Origin of the sequence: Amycolatopsis rhabdoformis (assembly GCF_035918295.1) — a bacterium.
In the GTDB taxonomy this organism is placed as follows: Bacteria; Actinomycetota; Actinomycetes; order Mycobacteriales; family Pseudonocardiaceae; genus Amycolatopsis; species Amycolatopsis rhabdoformis.
The window spans coordinates 2,756,807-2,781,102 of the sequence record NZ_CP142149.1; the positions used below are offsets into that span (position 1 = coordinate 2,756,807).

Here is a 24,296-nt window from a genome sequence, read left to right on the forward strand (position 1 = left end):
TAGGTCGAGCCGTCTTTCCCCTGGAACTCCGGGAGGTTTTCGCGCCATGACGAGCACCGAGGACAAGCTTCGGGAATACCTGAAGCGCGTCACCACCGATCTGCAGCAGACGCGCCAGCGCCTGCAGGCGGTCGAGGCGAAGGACACCGAGCCCATCGCCATCGTGAGCATGGCCTGCCGCTTCGGCGGCGGGGCCGACACGCCGGAGAAGCTGTGGCAGCTGCTCCTCGACGGCGGCGACGCGATGACCGGCTTCCCCCTCGACCGCGGCTGGGACGTCGACGGGCTGTACGACCCCGACCCCGACAAGCCCGGCAAGACCTACGTGCGCGAGGGCGGGTTCCTGACCGGCGCCGCCGAGTTCGACGCCGAGTTCTTCGGGATCTCGCCGCGCGAGGCGCAGGCGATGGACCCGCAGCAGCGGCTGCTGCTGGAATCGGCGTGGGAGGCGTTCGAACGCGCCGGCGTCGCGCCGAACTCGTTGCGCGGCAGCAGCACCGGCGTGTACGTGGGCGCGTTCAACACCAGTTACGCCTCCAGCATCAGCGGCGGCGAAGGCGGCGACGGGCACCTGCTCACCGGCAACGCGACCAGCGTCGTGTCCGGCCGCATCTCCTACCTGCTCGGCCTCGAAGGGCCGGCGGTCACGGTCGACACGGCGTGCTCGTCCTCGCTGGTCGCGCTGCACTGGGCCGCGCAGGCCCTGCGTGCGGGGGAGTGTTCGCTCGCGCTGGCCGGCGGCGTCACCGTGCTGCCGGTGCCGGACCTGTTCGTGGAATTCGCCCGCCAGCGCGGCCTCGCGCCCGACTCCCGCGTGAAGGCGTTCGCCGACGCGGCCGACGGCACGGCGTGGGGTGAGGGCGCCGGCATCCTGGTGCTGGAGCGGCTTTCCGACGCGCGGCGGCTGGGCCACCCGGTGCTCGCCGTGGTGCGCGGCAGCGCGATCAACCAGGACGGCGCGTCGAGCGGCCTGTCGGCGCCGAACGGCCCTTCGCAGCAGCGCGTGATCCAGGCCGCACTGGAGAACGCCCGACTGTCCACCGCGGACGTCGACGCCGTCGAAGCGCACGGCACCGGCACCGCGCTCGGCGACCCGATCGAGGCCCAGGCGCTGCTCGCCACCTACGGCCGCCGGCGCGAGCGGCCACTGCTGCTCGGCTCGGTCAAGTCGAACCTCGGGCACACCAACGCCGCGGCCGGGGTCGCCGGCGTGATCAAGGTCGTGCAGGCGATCCGCCACGGCCTGCTGCCCAAGACGCTGAACGTCGACGCGCCCTCGTCGCAGGTGGACTGGACGGCGGGCGACGTCGAGCTGGTCACCGACCACACGCCGTGGCCCGAGACCGGCCGCGCTCGGCGGGCCGGGGTCTCGGCGTTCGGGATCAGCGGCACCAACGCGCACGTGATCGTCGAGCAGGCCCCGGTCGCCGACGAGTCCGCGGAGAGCTACACCGGACCGGCCACGGTGCCGTGGGTCCTGTCCGGCCGCACGCCCGAAGCACTGCGGGCGCAGGCTGCGCGCCTGCGCGACGACCTGGCCGCCGAAGCGTCCCTCGCCGACGTCGGGCTCACGCTCGCGACCGCGCGGGCGCACCTGCCGCACCGCGCCGCCGTGCTCGCGACCGACCGCGAAGCGGCGCTGTCCGCCGTGGCCGCACTGGCCGACGGCGAGCCCGGCGCGGTCGAAGGGTCCGCGCTCGCGGGCCGGCTCGCGGTGCTGTTCACGGGACAGGGCGCGCAGCGGCTCGGCATGGGCCGGGAGCTGCACGCGAGCTTCCCGGTGTTCGCCGCCGCGTTCGACGAGGCGGTGTCCGCAGTGGACGCGCATCTCGGAGGCTCGCTGCGCGACGTGGTCTGGGGTTCCGCCGAAGCCACGCTCGACGAGACCGGCTGGGCGCAGCCCGCGCTGTTCGCGCTGGAGGTGGCGCTGTTCCGGCTCGCCGAGTCGTGGGGCATCGAACCCGACTTCGTGGCGGGCCACTCGATCGGCGAGATCGCCGCGGCCCACGTCGCCGGAGTCCTGTCGCTGGCCGACGCGGCCGCGCTGGTCGCGGCGCGCGGCCGGCTCATGCAGGCACTGCCCGCCGGCGGAGCGATGGTCTCGATCCAGGCGAGCGAGCACGAGGTGGCCCCGTACCTGACCGGTGAGCTCGCGCTCGCCGCGGTGAACGGCCCCGCGTCGGTGGTGGTGGCCGGCCCGGAGGCCGCCGCGCTCGCGCTGGCCGAACGCCTCAGTGCCGAGGGGCGCAAGACGAAACGCCTCGCCGTGTCGCACGCGTTCCACTCGCCGCTGATGGACCCGATGCTCGACGACTTCCGCGCGGCGATCGCGGGCCTGACCTTCCACGCGCCCGAGATCCCGTTCGTCTCGACCGTCACCGGCGCGCAGATCTCGGCCGACGAGCTGGCCACCCCCGAGTACTGGGTGCGGCACGTGCGCGGCACCGTCCGATTCGCCGACGCCGTGGCCGCGCTGAGCGCGCTCGGCGTCCGCAAGGTCCTCGAGGCCGGGCCCGACGGCGTGCTGTCCGCGCTCGCGCAGGAGTCCGTGCCCGCCGAGGCGGTGCTGGTTCCGTTGCTGCGCAAGGACCGCGCCGAGGAGACCACCGCGCTCACCGCGCTGGCCACCCTCCACACCCGTGGCGTGCCCGTGGACTGGGCCGCCGTGTTGCCCGGCGCCCGCCGCACCGACCTGCCGACGTACGCGTTCCAGCACGAACGCTTCTGGCTCACCTCGGGCACCGGCACCGGCGACGTGACCGCCGCCGGGCTGGAAGCGCCGGGCCACCCGCTGCTCGGCGCCGCGGTGGAGCTCGCCGGCGACGAAGGCCTGCTGTTCACCAGCCGCCTTTCCCTGCGGTCGCACCCGTGGCTCGCCGACCACGCGGTCGGTGGCCGCGCGATCTTCCCCGGCACCGCATTCGTTGAGCTGGCCGTGCGCGCCGGCGACGAGGTCGGCTGCGACCGCGTGGAGGAGCTGACGCTGGCCGCGCCGCTGGTCGTGCCCGCGGAAGGCGCGGTGCGGCTGCAGCTGCGCGTGGGGGTGCCGGACGAAACCGGCCGCCGTGCAATCAGCGTGCACAGCCGGACCGACGACGCTTGGACTCAGCACGCATCGGGGTTCCTGGCCGAGCGCGCCGGCGCGCCCGCCGCGTTCGACACCTCGGTGTGGCCGCCGGAAGGCGCGGAACCGGTCGATCTCGACGGCTGTTACGCCGCGTTCGCCGAAGGCGGCTTCGCCTATGGCCCCGTGTTCCAAGGTCTGCGCTCCGTGTGGCGGCTCGGGGAAGACGTGTACGCCGACGTCGCGCTGCCCGACGGTGTCGAGCCGGGCGAGTTCGGCCTGCACCCGGCGCTGCTCGACGCGGCCGCGCAGACCACGGCGTTCACCGGCGCGGTCGCGGGCATGCCGTTCTCCTGGGCCGACGTGACCTTGCACGCTTCGGGTGCCGCCGCACTGCGGGTGCGGTTGTCGCCTCGAGGCGAGAGCGTGGAGCTCGCCGTGGCCGACGGCACCGGTGCCCCGGTGGCCACCGTCTCGGCGCTCACGATGCGCCCGATCACGACCGAAGCCGTAACCGGGCCGAGCCTGCGCGACGCGCTGTTCCGCCTCGACTGGCTGCCGCTGCGCTCGACCCCGATGGCGCCTGAAGCGGTGACCGTCCTGGGCGACGGCACGCTGCTGCCCGAAGCCCCGGTGGCTGCCGGACTCGACGACCTGGCCGAAGTGCCGCCCGTGGTGGTGCTGCCGGTGGCGCCGTCGACCGGTGACGTGATCGCCGAAACGCACGAACGCACGAGCGAGGTCCTGGCGCTGCTGCAGCGGTGGCTCGACGACGAGCGGTTCGCCGAAGCGCGCCTGGTGGTCGTCACGCGCGGCGCGACGACCGGAGACGACCTGACTTCCGCTGCGGTGCACGGTCTGGTGCGTGTGGCCCAGTCGGAAAACCCCGGTCGCTTCGGCCTGATCGACTTGACCGACGGGACCACCGACGGTCTCCCGGCCGCCCTCGGCTCCGAAGAACCCCTGGTCGCGCTGCGCGACGGCATCGCGCTCGCGGGCCGCCTGGTCCGCGCCGAAGCCGGCGCCGGCACACCCGACTGGGACCCGGACGGCACGGTCCTGATCACCGGCGGCACCGGCGGGCTCGGCCGCCTGCTCGCGCGCCACCTCGTGACGCGGCACGATGTCCGGCACCTCACGCTCGTCAGCCGCCGCGGCCCCGCGGCCGAGGGCGCCGACGAACTCCGCGCCGAGCTCACCGCACTCGGTGCCGACGTGGTGATCGAAGCCGCCGACCTCACTTCCCGCGAGGCCACGGCGGACCTGCTGGCCGGGCTCGCGCGGCCCGTGAGCGCCGTGATCCACACCGCCGGCGTCCTCGACGACGGGGTGCTCGGCTCGCTCACCCCCGACCGCATGACCACCGTGCTGCGGCCCAAGGTCGACGCCGCCTGGCACCTGCACGAACTCGTCGGTGCCGAAGCGCCGCTCGTGCTGTTCTCGTCGGTGTCGGGCACGTTCGGCGGCCCCGGTCAGGGCAACTACGCCGCCGGCAATGCGTTCCTCGACGCCCTGGCCCAGCACCGGCGTGCCGTGGGACTCCCCGCCGTTTCGCTGGCCTGGGGACCGTGGGCGAGCACGGCGGGCATGACCGCCACGCTCTCGGAGACCGACCTGCGCCGCATCTCGAGCTCGGGCATCCCGGAACTCACCGCCGCCGAGGGCACGGCACTGTTCGACGCGGCCGTGACCGCGGACGGCCCTGTGCTGCACCCGATCCGCCTCGACCTGCCGGCCCTGCGCGCACAGGGCGAGCTGCCGCACCTGCTGCACGCGCTCGTGCGGCCTTCGTCCCGCCGCGCCGTGGCCACCTCGGCCGCGGCGGAAGGGCTCGCCGCGCGCCTGGCCGGACTGTCCACCGAGGACCGCCTGCGCGAGCTGGTCGACCTCGTGCGCACGCAGGTGGCGATCGTGCTGGGCCACGCCGGTTCGGCCGCGATCGACCCGGCCCGTGCTTTCTCCGATCTCGGTTTCGACTCGCTCACGGCGGTGGAACTGCGCAACCGCCTCGGCACCGCCACCGGCCTGCGCCTGCCCGCCACGGCGGTGTTCGACTACCCGACCCCGGCCGTGCTGGCCCGGTACCTGCACGACGAGCTGGCCGGGAGTGCCCCCGAGGTGACCCCGGCCGCGGTCACGCGCGCGGCGGTGGCCGACGACCCCGTGGTGATCGTCGGGATGAGCTGCCGCTACCCGGGTGGCGTGCGCTCGCCCGAGGACCTCTGGCGCCTGGTGGCCGAGGGCACGGACGCGATCACGACGTTCCCCGAGAACCGCGGCTGGGACCTCGACGCGCTCTACGACCCGGACCCCGACCACACCGGCACCTCCTACACCCGCTCCGGCGGCTTCCTGCACGATGCCGGCGAGTTCGACCCCGCGTTCTTCGGCATGAGCCCGCGCGAAGCACTCGCCACGGACTCGCAGCAGCGCCTGCTGCTGGAGGTGTCCTGGGAGGCGCTGGAGCGTTCGGGCATCGACCCGGCGGGCCTGCGCGGTTCGCCGACCGGCGTGTTCGCCGGCGTGATGTACAACGACTACGGCAGCCTGCTCGGCGGCCGCGAGTTCGAAGGCTTCCGCGGCAACGGCAGCTCGCCGAGCGTCGTGTCCGGCCGGGTGTCCTACACGTTCGGCTTCGAAGGTCCGGCGGTCACCGTCGACACGGCGTGCTCGTCTTCGCTGGTCGCGATGCACTGGGCCGCGCAGGCGCTGCGCAGCGGTGAGTGCTCGCTCGCGCTGGCCGGCGGGGTGACCGTGCTGTCCACTCCGGACCTGTTCGTCGAGTTCTCGCGCCAGCGCGGCATGGCGGCCGACGGCCGCTGCAAGTCGTTCGCCGACGGCGCGGACGGGGTCGGCTGGGCCGAGGGTGTCGGTGTGGTCGTGCTCGAACGGCAGTCGGACGCGGTCCGCAACGGGCACCGGATCCTCGCGGTGCTGCGCGGATCGGCGGTGAACCAGGACGGCGCGTCCAACGGCCTCACCGCACCCAACGGCCCCTCGCAGCAGCGCGTGATCCGCCAGGCGCTGGCGAGCGGGCGGCTGTCCACTCAGGACGTCGACGTCGTCGAGGCGCACGGCACCGGCACGACGCTCGGCGACCCGATCGAAGCCCAGGCCCTGCTGGCCACCTACGGCCAGGACCGCGAGCAGCCGTTGCTGCTCGGCTCGATCAAGTCCAACCTCGGGCACACGCAGGCCGCGGCCGGTGTCGCCGGGGTGATCAAGATGGTGCAGGCGATGCGGGCCGGGCTGGTGCCCTCGACTCTGCACGTCGACGGCACGTCGTCCCACGTGGACTGGACGGCCGGCGACGTCGAGCTGGTCGCGCGGGCGACCGCGTGGCCCGAAGCCGACCGGCCGCGCCGAGCCGGCGTGTCGTCGTTCGGCATCAGCGGCACCAACGCGCACCTGATCCTGGAGCAGGCCGGCCCGGTCGCCGAGCCCGAGCCGACGCCGGTCACCGGGCCGGTGCCGTGGGTGGTTTCTGGCCGCACGCCCGACGCGGTGCGCGCCCAGGCCGGCAAGCTGCTCGCCGCGGTGGAGGCCGAACCGGAGCGCTCGCTCGCCGACATCGGGTTCAGCCTCGCCACCACCCGCGCGGGCCTGGAGTACCGCGCCGCGGTGGTCGGCGAGACGCGCGACGAGCTGCTGGCCGCGCTCGGCGCGCTCGCGGCTGGCGAACCGCACGCCGACGCGGTGGCGGGCGTGGCGCGCACCGGCCGGCTCGCGATGCTGTTCACGGGTCAGGGCGCGCAGCGCCTCGGCATGGGCCGGGCGCTGTACGAGCGGTTCCCGGTGTTCGCGGCCGCCTTCGACGAAACCGTGGCCGCGCTCGACACGCACCTGGGCACGCCGCTGAAGTCCGTGATCTGGGGTGACGACGCGGCGGCCGTCGACGAGACCGGCTGGACCCAGCCGGGCCTGTTCGCGGTCGAGGTCGCCGGCTACCGGCTCGCGGAGTCGTGGGGCGTCCGGCCCGATTTCGTGGCGGGCCACTCGATCGGCGAGATCGCCGCGGCCCACGTGGCCGGTGTGTTCACCCTGGAAGACGCGGCCGCGCTGGTGTGCGCTCGCGGCCGGTTGATGCAGGCGCTGCCGCGCGGAGGCGCGATGGTGTCGATCCGCGCGAGCGAGGACGAGGTCACGCCGCTGCTGACCGAAGGCGTCTCGATCGCCGCCGTGAACGGGCCGGCGTCGATCGTGGTGTCCGGTGTCGAAGCCGAGGTCACCGCGGTGGCCGAACACTTCGCCGCTCAGGGCCGGCGCACGCGCGAGCTGCCGGTGAGCCACGCGTTCCACTCGCCGCTGATCCAGCCGATCCTGCGCGCCTTCCGCGGAATCGCCGAAGAACTCACCTACGCGGAGCCGAAGATCCCGGTCGTCTCCACACTGACCGGGGCCGCCGCCACCGCCGAAGAGCTGTGCTCGCCCGACTACTGGGTCCGGCACGTGCGCGAGGCCGTGCGCTTCGCCGACGGCATCCGTGCCCTGACCGGTCTCGGCGCCACCACGTTCTTCGAGATCGGCCCCGACGAGGTGCTCTCGGCCATGGCGCGCGAGTCACTCGACGACCTCGACGGCACCGACACAGTCACTGTTCCGTTGCTGCGCAAGGACCGCGACGAGGTGCGCACCGCCGTGACCGCGCTGGCGCGCCTGCACGTGGCCGGCACCCCGGTCGACTGGACCGCGCTGTTCCCCGGCGCGCACCCCGTCGACCTGCCCACCTACGCCTTCCAGCACCAGTGGTTCTGGCCGGCCGCCACGCCGGGGGTCGGCGACGCGGCCGCCGTGGGCCTGCGCCCGGCCGAGCACCCGCTGCTCAACGGCACGGTCGAGCTGGCCGAAAACGACGGTGTGCTCTTCACCGGACGCCTCTCGCTCGCTTCGCACCCGTGGCTCGCCGAGCACGCCGTGCAGGGCTCGGTGCTGCTGCCCGGCACCGCGTTCCTCGAGCTGGCCTTCCGTGCCGGCGACGAGGTCGGCTGCGACCAGGTGGAGGAGCTGACGCTCGCGGCGCCGCTCGTGCTGCCCGAGCGCGGCGCGGTGCAGCTGCAGGTCCACGTCGGCGCGCCCGGCGACGGCACCGGCCGCCCGCTGTCCGTCCACTCTCGAGCGGAAGGCGAGCTGGACGCCTGGACGCTGCACGCCACCGGCCTGCTCGGGTCCGCCCCCGCGGACAACAGCGGCCACCACACCGCCGAGTGGCCCCCGGCCGGCGCCGAGCCGATCGACCTCACCGGGTTCTACGAGCGGTACGCCGAAGCCGGCTTCGCTTACGGGGCTTCGTTCCAGGGACTGCATGCGGCCTGGCGCCGTGGCGACGACGTGTTCGCCGAGGTCACGCTGCCCGGCGCCGAAGGGCGCGCCGAGGAGACCGCGGCGGAGTTCGGGCTGCACCCCGCGGTGCTCGACGCCGTGCTGCACGCCGCCGGCCACCTCGGCCTCGGCGACGACACCGGCGCGCTGCCGTTCTCGTGGACCGGCGTGACCCTGCGCGCGTCCGGCGCCGCCACGGTGCGGGCGCGGCTGAGCCGCACCGGCGACGACTCGCTCACCCTCGACCTCACCGACCCGGCCGGCGCGCCCGTCGCTTCGGTCGGCGGCCTGGCGCTGCGCGCCGTCTCCGCCCTCGGCGTCACGCCGGCGGCCGGCTCGCGCGACCCGCTGTTCCGCCTGGTGTGGCCGCGGATCCCGGGTGAGCCCGCGGTGCCGGCCGACGTCGCCGTGGTCGGCCCGGACACGCTCGGGCTCGCGGCCGCGCTCGACCACACCACCTCGGTGACCACCGTCGGCTGTCTGTCCGCAGTCGACCCCCTGCCCGCGGTGGTCGTGATCCCGGTCGATCCCGCCGTAGCCACGGGCGCGGTGCCCGAAGCCGCGCACGCCGACTCGGCCGAGGTCCTCGCGCTGCTGCAGCAGTGGTTGGCCGACGAGCGGTTCGCCGCCTCGCGGCTGGTTTTCGTCACGCGCGGCGCCACCACCGGCGCCGACGTGGCCGCGGGCGCGGTGTGGGGCTTGGTGCGTGCGGCCGACGTCGAGCACCCGGGCCGCTTCGGCCTGGTCGATCTCGCCGACGCCGACGACACGACGCTGCTGGCCACCGCGCTCGGCACCACCGAACCGCAGGTGGCGATCCGCGACGGCGCGGTCACCGCCGCCCGCCTCGAACGCGCCGCTCCCGCCGACCCGGCCACCTGGGACCCCGACGGCACGGTGCTGATCACCGGCGGCACGGGCGGGCTCGGCCGGATCGTTGCCGAGCACCTCGTGACGCAGCACGGCGTGCGGAAGCTCCTGCTGCTCAGCCGTCGCGGCGGTGCGGCTGCCGGAGTGGTCGAGCTGGTCGCGGAACTGGCCACGCACGGCGCCGACGCGACCGTGGTCGCTTGCGACGCCGCCGACCGGGAAGCGCTCGCCGCGGTGCTCGCCGAGCACCCGGTGTCCGCCGTGGTCCACGCCGCCGGTGTGCTCGACGACGGTGTGCTCGACGCCCTCACGCCCGAGCGCATGGCGACCGTGCTGCGGCCCAAGGTCGACGCCGCGTGGAACCTCCACGAGCTCACGAGCGACCTCGACGCGTTCGTGCTCTTCTCCTCGCTGTCGGGCACTTTCGGCGGCGCCGGGCAGGGCAACTACGCGGCGGGCAACGCTTTCCTCGACGCGCTGGCCGAACACCGCCGCGCGGCCGGGCTGCCCGCCGTGTCCCTGGCCTGGGGCCCGTGGGCGCAAGCCGCCGGCATGACCGGCGCGCTGACCGAGGCCGAAATGCATCGGATGGCTCACTCCGGCATGCCCGCGCTCACCCGTGAGCAGGGCCTGGCGCTCTTCGACGCCGGTGTCGCCGCCGCCGACGCGGCCGTGGTCACCGCGCGGCTGGACCTGGCCGCGCTGCGACAGGCGGGGGAGATCCCGCCCGTGCTGCGCGGACTCGTCCGAGCGCGCGCCCGCCGTGCCGCGGCCGGCGGTGCCGCGACCGCGGGGGCGCTGGCCCAGCGGCTCACCGGACTCGACACCGCGACGCGCCGGCGTGAGCTGGTGGACCTGGTCCGCGGCCAGGTCGCCGTGGTGCTCGCCCACGCCGACGCAAGCGCGGTCGAGGCGACGCGCGCGTTCTCCGAGCTCGGGTTCGACTCGCTCACCGCGGTGGAGCTGCGCAACCGCGTCTCCGCCGTGACCGGCCTGCGGCTGCCCGCGACGGCGGTCTTCGACCACCCGACGGTGGAGGCGCTCGCCGCCTTCGTGCTCGACGAGCTGTTCGGCACCGAAACCGAAGCGCCGGCCGTGGCCGGGCCCGTCGTGAGCGACGACCCGATCGTGATCGTCGGCATGAGCTGCCGCTATCCCGGTGGCGTGGCGTCACCGGAAGACTTGTGGCGCCTGGTGTCCGAAGGCGCCGACGCGATCACGGAGTTCCCGACCGACCGCGGCTGGGACGTCGACTCCCTCTACGACGCCGACCCCGACCGGACCGGCACCACGACCACCCGCTTCGGCGCGTTCCTGCACGACGCGCCCGCGTTCGACCCGGAGTTCTTCGGCCTGAGTCCCCGTGAGGCGCTCACCACGGACTCGCAGCAGCGCCTGCTGCTGGAAACCTCGTGGGAAGCCCTGGAGCGCGCCGGCATCGACCCGGCCGCGCTGCGTGGTTCACCGACCGGCGTGTTCGCCGGCGTGATGTACAGCGACTACTCGAGCCTGCTTTCCGACGCGGAGTACGAGGGCTACCAGGGCAGCGGCAGCGCCGGCAGCATCGCGTCGGGCCGCGTGTCCTACACGTTCGGCTTCGAAGGCCCGGCGATGACGATCGACACCGCGTGCTCGTCGTCGCTGGTCGGCCTGCACCTCGCGGCGCAGGCCCTGCGGGCGGGAGAGTGTTCGCTCGCGCTGGCCGGTGGTGTCACGGTGATGTCCACGCCGGGCACGTTCATCGAGTTCTCCCGCCAGCGCGGCCTCGCCGCCGACGGCCGCTGCAAGTCCTTCGCCGAGGGCGCCGACGGCACCGGCTGGGGTGAAGGCGTGGGCATGCTGGTGCTGGAGCGCCAGTCCGACGCGCTGCGCCACGGCCACCGCGTGCTCGCCGTGGTCCGCGGCTCCGCGATCAACTCCGACGGCGCGTCCAACGGCCTCACCGCGCCCAACGGCCCGGCGCAGCAGCGCGTGATCCGCCAGGCACTCGCGAGCGGCGGACTGTCCACTCAGGACGTCGACGCCGTGGAGGCGCACGGCACCGGCACCACGCTCGGCGACCCGATCGAAGCGCAGGCCCTGCTGGCCACCTACGGCCGCGACCGCGAAACGCCGCTGCTGCTCGGCTCGATCAAGTCGAACCTCGGCCATACGCAGGCGGCCGCGGGTGTCGCGGGCGTGATCAAGATGGTGCTGGCGATGAGCCACGGCGTGCTGCCGCGGACCCTGCACGTCGACGCGCCTTCGTCGCACGTGGACTGGTCCGAAGGCGCGGTGGAGCTGCTCACCGAGCAGCGCGCGTGGCCCGAGGCCGGGCGGCCGCGCCGGGCCGGGGTGTCGTCGTTCGGGATCAGCGGCACCAACGCGCACGTGATCCTGGAACAGCCGCCCGCCGTCGCCGCACCGAAGCCGGTGCCCGCGGCCGGGGTGGTGCCGTGGGTGCTGTCCGGGCGCACGCCGGAAGCGGTGCGGGCCCAGGCCGCGCGCCTGGCCGAGCGGCTCGACGGCACGGAGTCGGCGGCCGACATCGGCTGGTCGCTGTCCTCGACGCGGTCGGCGTTCGACCACCGCGCCGTGGTGCTCGCCGAGGACCCCGAGCAGGCCGTGGCCGCGCTCGAAGCGCTGGCCACCGGCGAGCCGGGCGCGGTCGAGGGCACGGTGCTCGGCGGGCGGACCGCCGCGCTGTTCACCGGCCAGGGCTCGCAACGGCTCGGCATGGGCCGTGAGCTCTACAACCGGTTCCCGGTGTTCGCGAAGGCGTTCGACGCCGCGATCACCGAGCTCGACCGGCAGCTGACGAGCCCGCTGAGCGCGGTCGTGTGGGGCGAGGACGCCGACCTGCTCGACCGCACCGGCTGGGCGCAGCCCGCGATCTTCGCGCTCGAAGTCGCGCTGTTCCGGCTCGTCGAGTCGTGGGGCGTGCGTCCCGACCTGGTGGCGGGCCACTCGATCGGCGAGATCGCGGCGGCCCACGTCGCCGGCGTGCTGTCGCTCGCCGACGCGGCGGTGCTCGTGGCCGCGCGCGGCCGGCTCATGCAAGGCCTCCCGCGCGGCGGCACGATGGTCTCGATCCAGGCCAGCGAGGACGAAGTCACGCCGCTGCTCACAGACAAGGTCTCGATCGCCGCGGTGAACGGCCCCAACGCCGTGGTCGTCGCCGGTGCCGAACGCGCCGTGCTGGCGCTCGCCGACGAGTTCGCCGCGCGCCGGCGCAAGACCCGCCGGCTGCGGGTGTCGCACGCGTTCCACTCGCCGTTGATGGACCCGATGCTCGACTACTTCCGCGCGGTGGTGGGCGAACTGGCCTTCCGTGCACCGGAGATCCCGTTCGTCTCCACGGTCACCGGCGAGCTCGTGGCCGCCGACGAGCTGACCGATCCCGAGTACTGGGTGCGCCACGTGCGCGAGACCGTGCGGTTCGCCGACGGCGTGCGCGCGCTGGCCGACCAGGGCGCTCGCGTGTTCCTCGAGCTCGGGCCGGACGGCACGCTCTCGGCGATGGCGGCCGACAGCGTGCCGGAAGGCGCCGTGCTCGTGCCGCTGCTGCGCAAGGACCGGCCCGAGGACGTCGCCGCGCTCACCGCGCTCGGCCGCCTGCACGTCGGGGGTGTGCCGGTGGACTTCGCCGCGCTGTTCCCCGGTGCCCAGGTGGTGGATCTGCCGACGTACGCGTTCCAGCACCAGCGGTTCTGGCCCGCGGCAGCTAGTGGCACTTCGGGCGATGTCAGGGCGGCGGGCCTCACGTCGGCCGGTCACCCGCTGCTCGGCGCCGCCGTGCAGCTCGCCGACGGCGAAGGCGCGCTCTTCACCAGCCGGCTTTCCGTGCGGTCGCACCCGTGGCTGGCCGAGCACGCCGTGCACGGTGTGGTGCTCGTGCCAGGTACGGCGCTGCTGGAGCTGGTCGTGCGCGCCGGCGACGAGGTCGGCTGCGCGCTGGTGGAAGAGCTCACGCTCGCCGCGCCGCTCGTGCTGCCGGCCGACGGAGCCGTGCAGGTCCAGCTGCGCACCGGCCCGGCCGACGACACCGGCCGGCGCACCGTGACCGTCCACTCGCGACCGGAAGGCCACGACGACTGGCGTCAGCACGCCACCGGCGTGCTCGCCGGAGGCCCGGTCGCCGCGTCGTCGTTCGACGCCACGCAGTGGCCGCCGGCCGGCGCCGAGGTCATCGGGCTGGCCGGGTTCTACGACGAGTTCCGCGAGGCCGGCTTCACCTACGGCCCGCTGTTCCAAGGGGTGCGTGCGGCCTGGCGGCTCGGTGAAGAGGTGTTCGCGGAGGTCGCGCTGCCTGAGGACACCGCCGATACGGCAGCGTCGTTCGGCCTGCATCCCGCGCTGCTCGACGCGTGCCTGCACCCGGCGGCGTTCGCCGGGCTCGACCACGGCGTGGTTCCGTTCTCCTGGCGTGACACCACGTTGCGCGCGGCCGGCGCCGGCGAAGTCCGCGTGCGGCTGAGCCGTGCGGCGGACGACGAGATCGCGCTCGAGCTGGCCGACGTGACCGGCGCGCCGGTGGCGTCCGTCGGCTCCCTCAAGCTGCGTGAGATCGGCACCGGGCTGAGCTCGGGGTCCGACGCGCTGTTCGAACCGGTCTGGGCGCCGCTCGGTGCGGAGAGCCCGTTGCCGGCCGCCGCCGTGGTCCTCGGCGACGATCCGCTGGGGCTGACCGAGGCGTTCGCCGCCGCGGGCGTGCCGACGGACGTGGTGGCCACCGCCGCCGGCCCGGTCGTCGCGTTGGTCGGACTGTCCACTCCGGACCTGCCGGTGCCCGCCGCGGTACGGGCGCTCACGGCCGACGTGCTGGCCCGCCTGCAGGGCTGGCTCGCCGAGGACCACGACGAGAGCGGCCGGCTCGTGTTCGTGACGAGCGGCGCCACGACCGGCGGCGACCCGGCCGCCGCGGCGGTGTGGGGCCTGGTGCGCTCGGCGCAGTCGGAGCACCCGGGCCGGTTCGCGCTCGTGGACCTCGCCACCGCGGCCGACAGCGCCGCGGTTCCCCAGGCCGTCGCTTCGGGCGAACCGCAGGTGGCCGTGCGCGACGGCGCGTTGTTCGCGCCGCGCCTGGCCCGCACCGGACCGGACGAGCCGGTGACCTGGAACCCGGACGGCACGGTCCTCGTGACCGGCGGCACCGGCGGGCTGGGCCGGATCTTCGCCGAGCACCTCGTGGCCGAACACGGCGTGCGCAACCTGCTGCTGCTGAGCCGAAGCGGGCCGGACGCGCCCGGCGTGGCCGAGTTGGTGGCCTCGCTCGCCGAGGCAGGCGCGGCCGCGCAGGTCGTGGCCTGCGACGTCGCCGATCGCGCCGCGCTGGCCGCGGTGCTCGCCGAGCACCCGGTGTCGGCTGTGGTCCACACCGCCGGTGTCCTCGACGACAGTGTGCTGGAATCCCTTACGCCGGAGCGGTTGGACGCCGTGTTGCGGCCGAAGGTCGACGCGGCCTGGAACCTGCACGAGCTCACCGGCGAGCTCGACGCGTTCGTGGTCTTCTCCTCGGTCGCCGGGCTCTTCGGCAGCGCCGGTCAAGGCAACTACGCGGCCGGCAACACCTTCCTCGACGCGCTGGCCGAGCACCGCCGCGCGGCGGGCCGACCGGCCGTGTCACTGGCCTGGGGTCCGTGGGCGCAGGACTCCGGCATGACCGGCGTGCTCACCAGCGCCGATTTGCGGCGAATGCAGGACTCGGGCTTGCCGCCGCTCGACCGGGCGCAGGGCGTCGCCATGTTCGACGAAGCTCTGGCCACCGGCCGGCCCGTGGTGGTGCCCGCGCGGCTCGACCTCGCGGCCTTCCGCGCGGTGCCGGAGATCCCGCCGCTGCTGCGGGGTTTGGTGCGCACACCCGTGCGCCGCGCCGCCGCGGGCGCCGCGGCCGGGGCGACGCTGGTGCAGAAGCTGCTCGGGCTGCCCGAAGCCGACCGGCGTGAAGCGGTGCTCGACCTCGTGCGCCGCGAAGTGGCGGGTGTGCTCGCCTACGCCGACGCGGGCGCGGTGGAGCCGGCCCGCGCGTTCCAGAGCCTCGGGTTCGACTCGCTCACCGCGGTCGAGCTGCGCAACCGGATCACGGCAGTGTCGGGGCTGCGGCTGCCGGCCACGCTGATCTTCGACTACCCGACGTCCTACGCCCTGGCCGAGCACCTGTGGACCGAGCTGTTCGGCGACCTCGCCGGTGCGGCCGGCGGGACCTCGGTGCCGGCGGCGGCGCTGCCGTCGCTGACCGACGACCCGATCGTGATCGTCGGCATGGCCTGCCGCTACCCGGGCGGGGTCTCCTCGCCCGAAGACCTGTGGCAGCTCGTGAGCGACGGCGCGGACGCGGTCACGGACTTCCCGGCCGACCGCGGCTGGGACGTCGAATCGCTCTACGACCCGGACCCCGACCACCTCGGCACGTCGTACACCCGCTCGGGCGGCTTCCTGCACGAAGCGGCGGAGTTCGACCCCGGTTTCTTCGGCATGAGCCCGCGCGAAGCGATGACCACGGACTCGCAGCAGCGCCTGTTGCTGGAAGTCTCGTGGGAGGCGCTGGAGCGCTCGGGCATCGACCCGGCCGGGCTGCGCGGCTCGCCGACGGGGGTGTTCGCCGGTGTGATGTACAACGACTACAGCTCGACGCTGTCCTCGTCGGAGTACGAGGGTTACCAGGGCCACGGCAGCGCGGGCAGCGTCGCCTCGGGCCGCGTCTCCTACACGTTCGGTTTCGAAGGGCCGGCGGTCACGGTCGACACGGCGTGTTCGTCTTCGCTGGTCGCGATGCACTGGGCGGCGCAAGCGTTGCGTGGCGGTGAGTGTTCGCTGGCGCTCGCGGGCGGTGTCGCGGTGATGTCCACGCCGGCGGCGTTCGTCGAGTTCTCGCGCCAGCGCGGGCTTTCGCCCGACGGTCGGTGCAAGGCGTTCAGCGAGTCGGCCGACGGCGTCGGCTGGGCCGAGGGCGTCGGGATGCTGGTGCTGGAGCGCCAGTCCGACGCGGTGCGCAACGGCCACCGCGTGCTCGCCGTGCTGCGCGGGTCGGCGATCAACCAGGACGGCGCGTCCAACGGCCTGACCGCGCCCAACGGGCCCGCGCAACAGCGGGTGATCCGCCAGGCGCTGGCCAGTGGCGGACTGTCCACCGCGGACGTCGACGTCGTCGAGGCGCACGGCACCGGCACGACGCTGGGCGACCCGATCGAGGCTCAGGCGCTGCTGGCGACCTACGGGCAGGAGCGGGAAACGCCGCTGCTGCTGGGTTCGGTGAAGTCGAACATCGGGCACACGCAGTCGGCCGCCGGCGTGGCGGGCGTGATCAAGATGGTGCTCGCCATGCGGGCCGGGCAGGTGCCGCACACGCTGCACGTGACCGAGCCGTCGTCGCACGTGGACTGGACGGCGGGCGCGGTGAGCCTGGTGACCGAGCCGACGGCGTGGCCGGAAGCCGACCGGCCGCGGCGCGCGGGCATCTCGTCGTTCGGGATCAGCGGTACCAACGCGCACTTGATCGTGGAGCTGCCGCACGAGGTCCGGGTGCTCGACGACGAGCCGGAACCGGCCGAGGACCGCGTGGCGCACGACGGCCTGGTGCCGTGGGTGCTGTCCGGGCGGACCCCGGCGGCGCTGCGGGCTCAGGCCGCGCGGCTGCACTCGGCGCTCGCCTCGCGGGACACGCTTTCGCCGGCCGATGTGGGCTGGACGCTGCTGGCCGGCCGGTCGCTGTTCGAGCACCGGGCCGTGGTGGCCGCCGGTGATCGCGCCGCGGCGCTGGCCGAGCTGGCCGCCCTCGCCGAGGGTGCGGGCACGGCCGTGACGGGTTCGGTGCTCTCGGGCAAGCTGGCCGTGCTCTTCCCGGGCCAGGGTTCCCAACGGCTCGGGATGGGGCGTGAGCTCTACGACCGGTTCGCGGTGTTCGCCGCCGCGTTCGACGAGGTGGTGTCCGAAGTGGACCGGCACCTCGACGGCACGCTGCGCGATGTGATCTGGGGTGCGGACGAGGCGGATCTCGCGCAGACCGGCTGGGCGCAGCCCGCGTTGTTCGCGTTGGAAGTGGCGTTGTTCCGGCTCGTCGAATCGTGGGGTGTCGCGCCGGATCTGGTGGCGGGCCACTCCATCGGTGAGATCGCGGCCGCGCACGTGGCCGGGGTGCTGTCGCTGGCAGACGCCGCGGCGTTGGTTGCGGCCCGTGGCCGGCTCATGCAGGCGCTGCCGTCCGGCGGCGTGATGGTGGCGGTACAGGCCGGGGAGAACGAGGTGACGCCGCTGCTGTCCGCCGGTGTCACGGTCGCGGCGATCAACGGACCGGACTCGGTGGTGCTGGCGGGTGCCGAGGACGCCGTGACGGAGGTGGCCGAGGTGCTCGCCGTCCGCGGTCGCCGCACCCGGCGCCTGTCCGTGTCGCACGCGTTCCACTCACCGCTGATGGACCCGATGCTCGACGAGTTCCGCGCGGTGGTGGAGACGCTGTCGTTCCGGCCGCCGAGGCTGGCGTTCGTGTCCACGCTCACCGGCGAGGTGGCGACCGCGGACGAGCTGTGTTCCGCGGACTACTGGGTGCGCCACGTGCGCTCGGCGGTGCGCTTCGCCGACGGCGTGCGCGCGCTGACCGACCAGGGGGCGCGGAAGTTCCTCGAGCTGGGGCCCGACGGCACGCTCACCGCGATGGCCGCGGCCACGCTGCCCGAGGACGCCGTGGCGGTGTCGGTCCTGCGCAAGGACCGACCGGAGGAAGAGGCCGCGGTGACGGCGCTGGGCGTGCTGCACGTCCACGGCACCGCCGTGGACTGGGCACCGCTGTTCCGCGGCGCGCACCAGGTGGATCTGCCGACGTATGCCTTCCAGCACCAGCGGTTCTGGCCGGCGCCGGTGGCCGGTTCGGGTGATGTGCGGGCGGCCGGGCTCGGGGCGCCGGACCACCCGCTGCTCGGCGCCGCGGTGGAGCTGGCCGGGGGCGACGAGCTGCTGTTCACGAGCCGCCTTTCGCTGCGGTCGCACCCGTGGCTGGGTGATCACACGTTCGGCGACGCGGTGCTGGTGCCGGGCACGGCGTTGCTCGAACTGGCCGTGCGGGCCGGCGCCGAGGTCGGGTGCGAGACGGTGGAGGAGCTCACGCTCGCGGCACCGCTGGTGCTGCCGGCCGACGGCGCGGTGCAGGTGCAGCTGCGAGTCAGCGCGCCGGACGCCGCCGGCAGCCGGCCGGTGACCGTCCACTCGCGACCCGAGGGCGAGAGTGAGTGGCTGCAGCATGCCGGTGGGCTGCTCGCGGTGGCTCCGTTGCCGGCCGCGGAGGTGGCGGAGAGCTGGCCACCGGCCGGGGCGTCGGCGATGGAGCTGGCCGGGTGTTACGAGGCCTTCGCGGACGCCGGGTTCGGGTATGGGCCCGTGTTCCAGGGGTTGCGGGCGGCTTGGCGGACCGAGTCGGAGATTTTCGCCGAGGTCGCGTTGCCGGACGGGGTCGACGGTCGCGGGTACGGCGTGCATCCGGCGTTGCTGGATGCGTCGCTGCACGCGTCGCTGCTGGCCGGGTCCGAAGAGGACGGTGGTCTGCCGTTCCTGTGGGAGGGCGTGACGGTGCATGCCGGCGGTGCGTCCTCGGTGCGGGTGCGGTTGACGCCGCGCGGTGCCGACGCGATGGCGGTGGCGGTGACGGACCCGACGGGGAATCCGGTGGTGTCGATCGCGAACCTGCGGACGCGGAAGGTGGCGCCGAGTGGGGTCGAGGACACGGCGTTGTTCCGGGTCGGGTGGGTGTCGGTGACGCCGGGAGAGTCGTTGCCTCCGTCGGTTTCGGTGTCGGATCCGGTGCTGGCGTCGTCGCTCGCGGAGTCCGGGGTCGAGGTGGCTGCCGAGGCGCCGCTCGAGCTGGTGGTGATGCCGGACGGGTCCGTGACCGACGTGACGAACGCGGTGCTGGAGCGGTTGCAGGCAGCGCTGGCCGGGGAGAACCGGGTGGTGTTCGTGAGCCGTGGTGCCGTTGACGGCGACAACCTTGCCGGTGCGGCTGCGCACGGGTTGGTGCGGTCGGCGATGACGGAGAACCCGGGTCGCTTCGGGCTGGTGGATCTCGACGAGGGGCCGGTTCCTTGGGCTGAGGTCCTCTCCGGCGCCGAACCGCAGGTGATCGTGCGGGACGGAGCTGTGCTGGCCGCGCGGTTGGAGAGGCAGCCGGCGGCTTCGGAGCGGGGTTCGTGGACCGGCCGGGTTCTGGTGACCGGGGGTACCGGCGGCCTGGGTGGTGCGGTGGCGCGGCACCTGGTGGTTTCCCACGGCGTGCGGTCGCTGCTGCTGGTGAGCCGACGGGGCGCCGCGGCTCCTGGTGCCGATGCGTTGGCCGAGGAGCTTCGCGGGCTCGGGGCGTCGGTGGTAGTGGAGGCCTGTGATCCTGCGGATGCTTCGGCGTTGGCTGGGTTGTTGTCGCGGTATCCGGTGGACGGCGTTGTTCATGCGGCGGGGGTTGTCGATGACGGGGTGATCGCGTCGTTGACGCCGGAGCGGATGGCGAAGGTGTTGCGGGCCAAGGTGGATGCGGCGTGGAATCTGCATTCGCTGGTCGGTGAGGTTTCGGCGTTCGTGCTGTTCTCGTCGGTGGCCGGGGTGTTCGGTGGGGCCGGGCAGGGGAACTACGCGGCGGGGAATGCGTATCTGGATGCGTTGGCGTCGCTGCGGCTCGCGGAGGGGAAGCCGGCCGTGTCGCTGGCTTGGGGGCCGTGGAGTGAAGTCGGGATGGTCGGTGCGTTGGGTGCCGATGAGGTTTCGCGCATGGATCGGTCGGGGTTCCCGTTGTTGACGCCGGGGGAGGGGCTGGCGTTGTTCGACGTGGCGCCGTCCGGGGCGGTTGTGGCGGCTCGTATCGAGTTCTCGGTGTTTCGGAGTGGTGGGGAGGTGCCGGCGTTGCTGCGGGGGTTGGTGCGGGTGCCGGTTCAGCGGGCTGCGTTCGCTGGGTCGGTGGCCTCGGCTGCGTCGGCCGGGGATGGGCTGGCGCAGCGGTTGGCGGGCCTTGGGGCGGAGGAGCAGGGGGAGCTGTTGCTCGAGGTGGTGTGTCGGCAGGCCGCGGAGGTGCTGGGGCATGCGGATGCGGGGGAGATCTCGGGGAAGAGTGAGTTCCAGGGGTTGGGATTTGATTCGTTGACCGCGGTTGAGTATCGGAATCGGCTGGGTGCGGTTGTCGGGGTGCGGTTGCCGGCGACGTTGATGTTCGATTATCCGACGCCGGGGGAGGTGGTGGGGTATTTGAAGGGGTTGTTGGTGCCGGAGGTGGGTTCTGGTGGCGGGATTTTGGAGGAGTTGGATCGGATTGCGGTGGTGATGGGGGAGATGGTGGTGGAGCCTGGGATGGTTGAGGAGGTTGCTGGGAGGATTGAGGTGTTGAGGAGTCGGTGGGGGAAGGTTGTTGCCGGGTCTGGTTCTGGGTCTGGTTCTGGTTCTGCGTCGTCGGAGTTTGATTTTGAGGGGGCTTCGGATGATGAGGTGTTTGAGATGTTGGATAATGAGTTGGGGTTGAGTTAAGGGTCTACTGAAGGGAGCACTTCCGTTTTTTGGGGGTGCTCCCTTTTTTTGTGTGGGTGTCGGCTCGGCGCGCCTGGGGCGCACCATTGCCGGGTGTCGGAGTGTGAGGTGGGAACCCCGATTTTTTAGTGTTGCGGCGGTAGGGATTGGTTTGTCAAGGCTGGAAAGATGCCTTGACAAACCAATCCCTACCGCGCTGTTTAAGGGATCGGGGGGCGGGCCGGGGGAAGGGTTGCGGGCTGGTTTGGGTGGGGGCTCGTTTGTGTTGCCGGGCGGCGGTTTTTGTGGTGGGCGGAGGGGTTTGGTGGTGTGTCGGGTTGTGTTGCCGGGTGGAGGGGTTTGCTCGCCCAGTGCCCAGTGCCCAGTGCCCAGTGCCCAGTGCCCAGTGCCCAGTGCCCAGTGCCCAGTGCCCAGTGCCCAGTGCCCAGTGCCCAGCGCCCGGGCGATGGCGCAAGCGGTTCAATTGTTGGCCTACGATGATCGGTTCGAGGCTGTCCGTCGCGTGGCTGGTTCGCCTGAAGCGCCAAGGCGCGTTCGTTCTCCGATGGCGAAGCGGGGTTGGAATGCCGGCGCGTTGCCCAGGTGAGGTACTTGGCTACCCCGACATTGGCGTGGGCTGACCGCGAGGAAACTCCTGGCGCCCCATGTTGATCGGCCAGCATCCGGGCGTTGGGGGCTATCGCCGAGCGCCGGCGCACAGGGCAACTCGTCCGTCGGTCTACCCTGGTCGGCCGCGGCTCGGCCGGAGTGGGCCAACCATGGGAACTCAGTCGATGCGCCAGCCGTGATGGCATGCGGCGGCGAGGCACTGTTCCACCCCTAACTCGCCAAGCGCGCCAGTGGGCTTGGTTCTCTCAAGTCCGGGCCGAGTGAGCTCGAGCTGTAGTCCGCAGGCGCTCGGTCCGTCGTCGTTCCGGCGGCCCCGGAGCGCTGTCGCACCACCTCGCGCGTGTGCCCAAACGTGGGCAGGAAAAGGCCCCGGCCCAGGTGAAGGGGGTTGTCACCTGGACCGGGGCCGGGAGCGCGCGGGCGAAGGAGCAGAAGGGGGTCCGCGCGCGGCCACGGGAGCGGCTGGGGAAGGGCGCGCGACCGTGGAGCTAGAAGGGGCGGCGGAAGAAGTGGGTGGCCGCCAGGGCGCCGAGGGCGGCGAGGGTGGCGCTGATGAGCAGGGTGGTCGCGGCGGCGGAGAAGCCGCCGCCGGGCATGCCGAGGGCGATGGAGCGGATGGTGTCGACGGCGTAGGTCAGGGGGTTGGCCTGGGCGACGGCGCGGAGCCAGTCGGGGAGGGCGGCGAGGGGGACGTAGGCGCTGGAGACGAACATGAGGGGGAAGACGGCGACGATGCTGATGTTCTGCATGGTCTGGGCGCGGCGGAGCCAGGCGCCGAGGGCGAGGAAGACCCAGCTGAGGCCGTAGCTCACGAGGAGCGCCAGGGCCACTGAGATCACGCCGCCGAGGAAGCCGCCGCCGGGGCGGTAGCCGAAGACGGCGACGGCGGCCAGGAGCAGGGCCACGAGTTGCAGGGCGCAGTAGGCGAGGTCGGCGAAGCTGCGGGCGACCAAGGGGGCCGAGCGGTGGATGGGCATGGAGCGCAGGCGCGCGAGGAACCCGTTCTTCAGGTCCTCGACGAGGCCGACGCCGGATTGCATGGCTTGCTGCACGGCGTTGTTGAGCAGGATGGCGGGCATCAGGTAGTCGATGTAGGTGATGCCGGGTGGGAAGCTCGAGGTGGTGGCCATGACGGCGAACACCTGCGTGAACATGAACAGCAGCACCGCGGGCTGCAGCAGGCTGAAGAGGATCATCTGCGGATCGCGCACGGACGTCATGAGGGAGCGGCTCGTGAGCACCGCGACCTGGGTGGCGAAGGAGCTGCCACGGGGGCGGGGCACGGCCGCGGTGGGTGCGCCGCGGGTGAGGGTCGACGTCATCGGATCTCCAGGAAGCTCAGGCGACGCGCGAAGCGTGCTGGTCGGCCAGGGTGAGGTAGACGTCGTCGAGGGTGGGTTCCGCGAGGGCGACGTCGTCGGCCTCGATGCCGGCGCCGTCGAGGGCGCGGAAGACCGTGGCGATCTCGCGGGACGACGCGATGGGCGACACCACCACCCCCGGCTCGGAAACGGCGGGGTGCAGGCCCGCACCGCGCAGGGCGGCGCAGGCGAGGTCCGTGCTGCGGCGCCAGTCGAGGCGCACGGTCACCGTGCGCTGCCCGACCTGGGCCTTCAGCTCGGCCGCGGTGCCGGACGCGACGACGGCGCCCGCGGCGAGCACCGTGATGGTGTCCGCGAGGCGGTCGGCTTCGTCGAGGTACTGGGTCGTGAGCAGCACCGTCGCGCCGTCGCCGACCAGGCCCTCCACGATCTGCCACAGGTTCAGCCGGCTCGTCGGGTCGAGACCCGTGGTGGGTTCGTCGAGGAAGATCACCTGCGGCCGGCCCACGAGGCTCGCGGCCAGATCGAGGCGCCGGCGCATGCCGCCGGAGTACGTGCGCGCCGAGCGGTCGGCGGCCTTGGTGAGGCTGAACGCCTCGAGCAGCTCATCGGCGCGGGCGCGGGCCTGGGCGCGCGACGAACCCAGCAACCGGGCCAGCAGCACCAGATTCGCGCGGCCCGTGAGCTCCTGGTCCACCGAGGCGAACTGCCCCGTGAGCCCGATCCGCGACCGCACCTCACCACCTTCACGGGCGACGTCGAACCCGGCGACCCGCGCGATGCCGGACGTGGCCGGCAACATCGTGGAGAGCACGTTGACCAAGGTCGTCTTGCCCGCGCCGTTGTGGCCCAGCAGGCCGAGCACGGTGCCGCGCTCGACGCTCAGGCTCACCGAGGACAGCGCGTCGACCGAGCCGAACGTCCTCGTGATGCCGGTCGCCTCGATCATCGGGTCGCCGGTGCTCATTCGTGCCCCCCGGGGCTCGCCTCGGGCCGGCAGCGAGGCGGGCTCCGCGGCCCACCGCCGCCGGCGGTGCTTCGACGAACCCGAGTCTCACTCGGCGACAACGGCGGGTCCACCACGCCGTACCAGCAAAAATCTCTGGGGACCGCTAGGAAAAGACTCCGATGAGACGACGGTTCTCCGCGCCTGGTGGACCGCTGCGACCGGGGTGTTCTGGCTGCGTGACCGTTCGTTGGCGGGTGGGAAGAACGGCAAGCCGCGACCTGGCCGGGCGCGGTGGTGGGTGCCGCTAGGTCAACCGGCGGTGTCCGGCGCTTGGTGCGAGGCCTCGGCAGCGTCGCGACTCCGGTGTTCAGAGCCACAGATCGGCTGTAGGTGGGTAGGTAGGACAAGCCGCGACTGGCCACCCAGAGGGGTGGCTGCCGCCGGATCCGGTGCCGGTTCCCGGCGCCTGGTGCAGTGCCCCCGACAGCGCCGCGACCCGGTTGTGTAGGCCGGCGTAGCCTTTCCTGGGTGGGCAGGGAAGGCTACGCGAGCCGCGACCTGGCCGGGCGCGGCGGTGGGTGCCGCTAGGTCTACCGGTGGTGTCCGGCGCTTGGTGCGAGGCCTCGGCAGCGTTGCGACCCCGGTGCTCAGCGTCGCAGTTCGCAAGCCGAGACCTCGCCGAGCGCAGGAC

Annotated in this window: 3 protein-coding genes; 1 reads left to right on the forward strand and 2 read right to left on the reverse strand. The window is 73.4% G+C overall.

What is annotated here, in order from left to right; genetic code table 11:
- Positions 1 to 46: 46 nt before the first annotated feature.
- Positions 47 to 20,725 carry a type I polyketide synthase gene (locus VSH64_RS12480; RefSeq protein ID WP_326835730.1) on the forward strand — a complete coding sequence of 6,893 codons (20,679 nt, stop codon included), beginning with the start codon at positions 47 to 49 and terminating at the stop codon, positions 20,723 to 20,725.
- 1,097 nt (positions 20,726 to 21,822) lie between these two features.
- On the opposite strand, the gene VSH64_RS12485 is transcribed toward VSH64_RS12480, so the two are convergent.
- On the reverse strand, positions 21,823 to 22,656 hold the full coding sequence (locus tag VSH64_RS12485; protein WP_326835731.1) for an ABC transporter permease: 834 nt from the start codon (positions 22,654 to 22,656) through the stop codon (positions 21,823 to 21,825).
- Positions 22,657 to 22,672: 16 nt separating this feature from the next.
- The gene (locus VSH64_RS12490; protein WP_326835732.1) at positions 22,673 to 23,623 is read right to left on the reverse strand and encodes an ATP-binding cassette domain-containing protein; all 951 of its coding nucleotides are present in this window, start codon (positions 23,621 to 23,623) and stop codon (positions 22,673 to 22,675) included.
- Positions 23,624 to 24,296: the final 673 nt, after the last annotated feature.